Origin of the sequence: Streptomyces anatolicus (assembly GCF_019400875.1) — a bacterium.
Lineage (GTDB): Bacteria > Actinomycetota > Actinomycetes > Streptomycetales > Streptomycetaceae > Streptomyces > Streptomyces anatolicus.
In genome coordinates, this window is record NZ_WMBF01000331.1 from 1 (window position 1) to 6998 (window position 6998).

The following is a 6998-nucleotide window of genomic DNA, read 5'->3' on the forward strand; positions in this document are numbered from 1 at the left end:
GGGGGGGGGGGGGAGGGGAGGAGAGGGGAGGTCCCGGGACTACTTGTTGGCGCCGAGCTCGATCGGCACGCCGACGAGCGAGCCGTACTCGGTCCAGGAGCCGTCGTAGTTCTTGACGTTGGTCTGGCCGAGCAGCTCGTGCAGGACGAACCAGGTCAGGGCCGAGCGCTCACCGATGCGGCAGTAGGCGATGGTGTCCTTGGAGAGGTCCACCTGCTCGTCCTCGTAGAGCGCCTTCAGCTCGTCGTCGGACTTGAACGTGCCGTCGTCGTTGGCGTTCTTCGACCACGGGATGTTGCGGGCGCTCGGCACGTGGCCGGGGCGCTGCGACTGCTCCTGCGGGAGGTGGGCCGGGGCGAGCAGCTTGCCGCTGAACTCGTCGGGCGAGCGCACGTCGACCAGGTTCTTGGAGCCGATGGCCGCCACGACGTCGTCGCGGAAGGCGCGGATCGAGGTGTCCTGGGCCTTGGCCTTGTACTCGGTGGCGGGACGCTTGGGGACCTCGGCGCCGTCGACCAGGTCGCGGGAGTCCAGCTCCCACTTCTTGCGGCCGCCGTCGAGGAGCTTCACGTCCTGGTGGCCGTAGAGCTTGAAGTACCAGAAGGCGTACGAGGCGAACCAGTTGTTGTTGCCGCCGTAGAGGACGACGGTGGAGTCGTTCGCGATGCCCTTCGCCGACAGGAGCTTCTCGAAGCCCTCCTGGTCGATGAAGTCACGGCGGACCGGGTCCTGGAGGTCCTTGGTCCAGTCGATGCGGATCGCGTTCTTGATGTGGTTCTTGTCGTACGCGGAGGTGTCCTCGTCGACCTCGACGATGACCACCTTGGGGTCGTCGATGTGGGCCTCGACCCAGTCGGCGTCTACCAGGACGTCGCTGCGGCTCATGATTCTCTCCTCCGGGGCAGTTACGGCGGTACGGCTGTGCGAGGGGACGTGCGGGTACGACGGACGAGCGCGGGGAGGCGCGGGGAAGTGCGGCGTACGTGGCACGGGGGGCGGCCCTGACCGGAATCGTCGACGGGCCGGGGGAATGCGGGAGTTACGGCTCCCGCTAGAAGGTGCGACAGAGCATGGCGGCGACGCGGCACAGGTCTACTGCCCGCCGCTTCGTGAGGTCCGCCTGTCGGTTCATGGTGCCGATCGTAGGGATGCGGAGGCGGCTGTGTCACCGGTGCTCCGCATACTGAGACGCGATCGTCCACTATGCGGGAATGATGGAAGCCCGCGGCCACCCCGGTGGGGCCGCGGGCTCCCTGTAGTCCTGGTCACATCCGCCCGCCGGACGGCCCTGTCTCGCACTGCGGACAGGGCCCTCCCGCGGCGGGACTCAGCCGGTCAGGCTCACGTCCGAGCCCGTCACGGACATGTCCACGCCGTCCGGCGCCGCCTCGACCTTCTGGAGCTTTATCCCGGCCGGCAGGTCGTCGACCTTCTGCTTGAAGTCGGTGACGTCCCGGACCATGCCCTCGGGCAGCGGGAGGGAGACGCCGAGTACCTCGAGCTTCTTGGGGATCTCGTCGGCGTGGACCACGATGCTGTCGCCCTCGACCCGCACCGAGCTGAGCACGTGGACCGGCTTGGGCAGCGTCGTGCCGCCCTTGCTGACCTCGACCTCGACCTTGATCTTGCCGTTGCCGCCGTCGGAGAGGCCGACGACCTTGCCGGTGGCGCCGAGCGGCAGCTCCACGGGCTCGGACTTGCCGGCCTTCAGGAGTTCGTCGTACGAGACGCGGGCCGTGCCCGTCGCGGTCGCGGCCCTCGCCGAGCTGTAGTCGCCGGAGAACTTCACGCCCTTCATGTGGGCCGTCAGATCGGCGATGCGGATCGAGTCGGAGCCGGACCTGGCGTCGTAGTCCTTGATGCCCACCTCGACCTCGTCCAGCTCGCCGCCCGCGACCTGGGTCAGGAAGGGGAACCCCTTGATGGAGACGTCGGGCGTCTCGCTCAGCCCCTCGTTGGTGCGCAGCTTCTCCGCCGCCTCGCCCTCGGCGAAGTTCACGGCGAGCCGGTCGGCCGCCACGAAGAGACCTGCGAGGACCACCACGACGACCAGAAGTATCCGTATGGCGCGCTTGCTCATGTCCGGTGTTCCCCCACTTGTCCCCCCGCCTCGGCTGTCGTTTCCGCGAGCCTAAAGGACAGGTCCCCGGCCGGTGGGACCGGCCGGGGACCTGTCGATCAGCTGTGACGATGCACGGCCGTCGGCTGTGGGGGCGTACGGCCGTCAGCCGATGGCACGCCCGAGGACGTAGACGACCGGGGCCGCCGCCGCCAGCGGCAGCGCGACGCCCGCCGTCATGTGGACGAAGCGCGACGGGTAGTCGTAGCTCGCCACGCGGTGCCCGATCAGCGCGCAGACCCCGGCGCCGACGGCGAGCAGCGCGCCCTTGCTCCCCAGGTCGTTCATCCCGCCGACGGCGACCCCGGCCCCGGCGGCCGCGAGCAGCGCGACGACGACGGAGACGGGCGTGGGCAGCGGCAGCGCGCGGGCGAGGATCGCGACGGCGACGGCGATACCGCCCACGGTGACGGCGTCGGAAACGGCCGCGAGGTGCCCGGCGGCGATGATCGCGAGCGCGGCGGAGACGACGGTGGCCATGAGCCCGTACATCCGCTCGTCGGCACCGGCGCGGCTGCGCAGCTGGAGGACGAGCACCAGCAGCACCCACACTCCGAGCGTGCCGAGGATCGCGGCGGGCGCGTTCTCCTTGCCGACGCCGAGCAGGACGGCGTCGGCGACGACACCGCCGAGGAAGGCGAGCGCGATGCCCTGCCGGGCCGGCCACATGCCGTTGAGCCGGAACCATCCGGCGGCGGTCACGGCTTGCAGGATCACCAGCGGTACGAGCAGCGCGTACTGCCCGACGGCGGCGCCCGCGGCGAGCAGCAGCCCGAGGACGGCGGTCAGCGCCGCGGGCTGCATCCCCGGCTCTATGACGGGCGAGCGCCCCTCGGCGCGGGCGCGCTGGGCGTCCGTGACGCGGGCGTTGCCGGTGGTGGTGGCGCGCCCGTAGGTGGGCCCGGCGCCGGAGCCCTCGGATTCCGGTGCCGCCTCCGCTCCCGCCGCCTCCGACGTGGCTGGGCGCTCCTCCCGCGGGGGCGAGGGCGGGTTGTACGTGTCGCCCTGCGCGGGCAGGTACGCGGTCTCCGTCACGTCCACCGCGGCGAGCGGCCGCGCCTGCGTCTCCCAGGTCTGCCCCTCCCACTGCTGGGTGTACTGGTCCTGGGAGTACTGGTCCTGGGCGTAGGCCTGCGGGTAGTGCTGCTGGTCCGCGTACTGCTGGTCCGCGTACTGCTGCTGGTCCGGATACGGCTGGGCGTACGGCTGCTGGTCCGCGTACGGCTGCTGGGCGTACGGCTGCTGGGCGTCCGGATACGGCTGCTGGTACTGCTGCTGCTGATCCTCGTAGGACTGCTGCTGGTACTGCTGCTGGTGCTGCTGGTCCCGGTACGGGCCCTCGGGGTACTGCTGCTGCCCGGCATAAGGGTCGTACCCCTCATACCCCTCGTACGGCTGATTGGACATGGCGCTCATCCTCCTGCGAACGGCGGGAGCACCTCGACCGTGCCGCCCTCGGCCAGCCGTACGGTCTCATGCCCTCGGGTACCGACGGGGTCGCCGTCGATCAGGAAGGAGCAGCGCTGGAGGACCCGGACCAGCTCTCCCGGGTGCCGCTCGCGGGCGGCGTCCAGCGCTTCGGCGAGCGTCGCCGCCGCGTACGGCTCCTCGGCGACGCCCGCGGCCGCCTTGGCAGCGGCCCAGTAACGAATGGTGCCGTTCACCATGCGACTCCCCTTTCAGTCGGCGGTTGCCGATGTCCATGATGCCGTGGCCCACACGGCGATCCGGTCGGCGAGCCCGTCCGAGGCCGCGTGCTCGGCGTGCCCCATGCCGTCCTCCAGCCACAGTTGGGCCCCCTGCGGCGCGGCGGCGGCCAGCGCCTTGGGGTGGTCGACGGGGAAGTACGGATCCCGCGTGCCGTGCACGATGAGCAGCGGCGTCGCGCCCATGAGGGGGACGGACTCGACCGGCGAAAGGGGGACGGGGTCCCACTCGTGCGGGTGGATTCGCGTACCGAGTCCGAAGCGGCCCACGACACGCCCCGCGGGCCGCGTGACGACCCAGTGCAGCCTGCGCATCGGCGCGGTCCCCCGGTAGTACCAGCGGGCCGGTGCGCTCACCGCGACGACCGCGTCGGTACGCGCTTCCGTGCGCCCCCTGTGCGACGCGGCGTGACGAAGGACGACTGAACCGCCCATCGAGAAACCGACGGTCACCACGCGCGCGTGGCCCAGCGAACGCGCCCACTCCACCGCCGCCGCGAGGTCGAGCACCTCGCGGTCGCCCACCGTGGAGTGCCCGCCGGAGGCCCCGTGCCCGCGGAAGGAGAAGGTGACCACGGCCGCATGCTGGGCGAACACGGCCGCGATACGGCGCACGTGCGGGCGCCCCAGGCCACCGGTGAAGCCGTGCGCGACGACGATCGCGACGCCGCCGCCGGGCCCGGGGCCGGGCTCGTACGCGGCCTCGATCGCGACCCCGTCCTGTGTACGGAGCGTTGCGCGCCGTTGAACACCGGACGGACCGCGAGTGATCGGCCGCACAGAAGATCGCGCCGCTTGACCTGCCGGACCGGAACTCATGTGGGCTATTCTGCTGGGCAGAGGATCCGGGCAGCGAAGCCCCCGGGTCCTTTTGTGCTTTCAGCCGTGTCGTATACGACGGCGCGCGGGGCCGCGGGCGCGGGCCCTTGGGAACACAGGCAGCATCCGTACGAAGCAGTGCCGTAAACGTCCTCGCAGGGACCGAGGAGGAACCGACGTTATGGGCGAGCGAAACGTGCACGACCGCAGGACGACCCGGGCAGGTGGGGCGCGATGAGCTCTCTGCTGCTCCTGACCAATGCCCTCCAGCCGTCGACGGAGGTGCTCCCCGCCCTCGGCCTGCTCCTTCACCACGTGCGCGTCGCCCCGGCGGAGGGGCCCGCTCTCGTCGACACCCCCGGTGCCGACGTCATCCTCGTCGACGGGCGCCGTGACCTCCCCCAGGTGCGCAGCCTCTGCCAGCTGCTGCGCTCCACGGGCCCCGGCTGTCCGCTCGTCCTCGTCGTCACGGAGGGCGGCCTCGCGGCCGTCACCGCGGACTGGGGCATCGACGACGTACTCCTCGACACGGCGGGCCCCGCCGAGGTCGAGGCGCGGCTGCGGCTCGCGATGGGCCGCCAGCAGATCACCTCCGACGACTCCCCCATGGAGATCCGCAACGGCGATCTCTCCGTGGACGAGGCGACGTACAGCGCGAAGCTCAAGGGCCGGGTCCTCGACCTGACCTTCAAGGAATTCGAACTGCTCAAGTACCTGGCGCAGCACCCGGGCCGGGTCTTCACCCGCGCCCAGCTGCTCCAGGAGGTCTGGGGCTACGACTACTTCGGCGGTACGCGCACGGTCGACGTCCATGTGCGGCGGCTGCGGGCGAAGCTCGGCGTCGAGCACGAGTCGCTCATCGGCACGGTCCGCAATGTCGGTTACCGCTTCGTCACCCCGGAGAAGGTGGAGCGGGCGGCCGACGAGGAGAAGGCGAAGGCGGCGACGCCGCGGGGAGAATCCGCCAGGGAGCGGGCCGGGTCCACCGAGGAGGAGCGCGCCGGGTCCGCCGAGGAGCGCGTCGCGTCCGCCAAGGAAGAAGCGGCCGTACGCCCTACGGGGCAGTAGGTCCATCCGCGTAGACTGCGCGCGTGGCCAAGGTGACGCGGGACGATGTGGCGCGACTGGCGGGTACTTCGACCGCTGTCGTCAGTTATGTCATCAACAACGGACCCCGGCCGGTCGCCCCGGCCACGCGCGAGCGCGTACTCGCCGCGATCAAGGAGCTGGGCTACCGCCCGGACCGGGTCGCGCAGGCCATGGCGTCCCGGCGCACGGACCTCATAGGCATGATCGTGCCGGACGCGCGCCAGCCGTTCTTCGCGGAGATGACGCACGCCGTCGAACAGGCGGCGTCCGAGCGCGGAAAGATGGTCCTCGTCGGCAACTCCGACTACGTGGAGGAGCGCGAGACCCACTACCTGCGCGCCTTCCTCGGCATGCGGGTCTCCGGCCTCATCCTCGTCAGCCACGGCCTGACCGACCAGGCCGCCGCCGAGATAGACGCGTGGGACGCGCGCGTGGTGCTGCTGCACGAGCGGCCCGAGGCCATCGACGACGTCGCGGTCGTCACGGACGACATCGGCGGCGCGCAGCTCGCCACGCGGCACCTCCTCGAACACGGTCATGAGTACGTGGCCTGCCTCGGCGGCATGGCCGAGACCCCGACCGTCGGCGACCCCGTCTCCGACCACGTCGAGGGCTGGCGGCGCGCGATGCGGGAGGCCGGGCGTTCGGTGGAGGGGCGGCTCTTCGAGGCGCCGTACAACCGCTACGACGCGTACCAGGTGGGCCTGGAACTGCTCGCCGGGCCGCACAGGCCCAGCGCCATCTTCTGCTCCACGGACGACCAGGCGATCGGTGTGCTCCGGGCGGCACGGGAGCTGCGCATCGACGTGCCGGGGGAGCTGGCCGTGGCCGGGTTCGACGACGTCAAGGAGGCGGGTCTGACGGATCCGCCGCTGACGACGGTGGCCTCGGACCGTCCCGCGATGGCGCGCGCGGCGGTGGACCTGGTCCTGGACGACGGCCTGCGGGTCGCCGGCTCGCGCCGGGAGCGGCTGAAGCTGTTTCCCTCGCGGTTGGTGGTGCGGCAGTCCTGCGGCTGCGAATAGCTGGCCTCTGGCCTTGAGCGGGGCTGGCCCCTCACCCTGGGCGGGGGCTCGGTCGATCACCGGCTTCGCCGAGTTCGTCCTCAAGCGCCGGACGGGCTGATATTTGCCGGGCGGGGCTTGATATCTCCTCGGTGCCACGCGACGTCCGAACCGGTGCCCCGCGACGTCCGAACCGGTGCCACGCGTCGTCCGAACCGTTCCAACGCGACGTCGCGAAACCGCCAGCGCCACCCCTGCCCC

At 71.3% G+C, this 6998-nt stretch carries 8 protein-coding genes; 2 read left to right on the forward strand and 6 right to left on the reverse strand.

All coding sequences use genetic code 11. The annotated features are described in order from the left end of the window. Positions 1-39: 39 nt before the first annotated feature. From GKQ77_RS23875 to GKQ77_RS23895, 6 genes are all read right to left on the reverse strand, one after another. Positions 40-885: a sulfurtransferase gene (locus GKQ77_RS23875; protein WP_219690986.1), complete on the reverse strand. Its 846-nt coding sequence runs from the start codon at positions 883-885 to the stop codon at positions 40-42. Between the two features lie 166 nt (positions 886-1051). Further along, positions 1052-1132: a putative leader peptide gene (locus GKQ77_RS34185; RefSeq protein WP_356580218.1), complete on the reverse strand. Its 81-nt coding sequence runs from the start codon at positions 1130-1132 to the stop codon at positions 1052-1054. A gap of 195 nt (positions 1133-1327) precedes the next feature. After that, on the reverse strand, positions 1328-2080 hold the full coding sequence (locus GKQ77_RS23880; RefSeq protein ID WP_219690987.1) for an LmeA family phospholipid-binding protein: 753 nt from the start codon (positions 2078-2080) through the stop codon (positions 1328-1330). Between the two features lie 144 nt (positions 2081-2224). Continuing rightward, a complete protein-coding gene (locus GKQ77_RS23885) occupies positions 2225-3526 on the reverse strand; it encodes a hypothetical protein (protein ID WP_219690988.1) in 1302 nt (433 codons plus the stop codon). A 5-nt stretch (positions 3527-3531) separates the two neighbouring features. Further along, positions 3532-3786, reverse strand: coding sequence for a MoaD/ThiS family protein (locus GKQ77_RS23890; protein WP_055533908.1), 255 nt, complete (start codon positions 3784-3786; stop codon positions 3532-3534). Positions 3787-3798: 12 nt separating this feature from the next. Continuing rightward, a complete protein-coding gene (locus GKQ77_RS23895) occupies positions 3799-4644 on the reverse strand; it encodes an alpha/beta hydrolase (RefSeq protein WP_219690989.1) in 846 nt (281 codons plus the stop codon). Between the two features lie 234 nt (positions 4645-4878). Between GKQ77_RS23895 and GKQ77_RS23900 the strand changes: the two genes are divergently transcribed. Further along, complete coding sequence (locus GKQ77_RS23900; protein ID WP_219690990.1) at positions 4879-5712, forward strand: response regulator transcription factor; 834 nt, start codon at positions 4879-4881, stop codon at positions 5710-5712. 23 nt (positions 5713-5735) lie between these two features. Then, a complete protein-coding gene (locus GKQ77_RS23905) occupies positions 5736-6758 on the forward strand; it encodes a LacI family DNA-binding transcriptional regulator (RefSeq protein WP_219690991.1) in 1023 nt (340 codons plus the stop codon). The last annotated feature ends 240 nt before the right edge of the window (positions 6759-6998 follow it).

Coding starts and splice junctions, on each gene's coding strand:
- GKQ77_RS23900 (WP_219690990.1), top strand. CDS start 4,879: ATGAGCTCTCTGCTGCTCCTGACCAATGCCCTCCAGCCGTCGACGGAG.
- GKQ77_RS23880 (WP_219690987.1), bottom strand. CDS start 2,080: ATGAGCAAGCGCGCCATACGGATACTTCTGGTCGTCGTGGTGGTCCTC.
- GKQ77_RS23875 (WP_219690986.1), bottom strand. CDS start 885: ATGAGCCGCAGCGACGTCCTGGTAGACGCCGACTGGGTCGAGGCCCAC.
- GKQ77_RS34185 (WP_356580218.1), bottom strand. CDS start 1,132: ATGAACCGACAGGCGGACCTCACGAAGCGGCGGGCAGTAGACCTGTGC.
- GKQ77_RS23890 (WP_055533908.1), bottom strand. CDS start 3,786: ATGGTGAACGGCACCATTCGTTACTGGGCCGCTGCCAAGGCGGCCGCG.
- GKQ77_RS23885 (WP_219690988.1), bottom strand. CDS start 3,526: ATGTCCAATCAGCCGTACGAGGGGTATGAGGGGTACGACCCTTATGCC.
- GKQ77_RS23895 (WP_219690989.1), bottom strand. CDS start 4,644: ATGAGTTCCGGTCCGGCAGGTCAAGCGGCGCGATCTTCTGTGCGGCCG.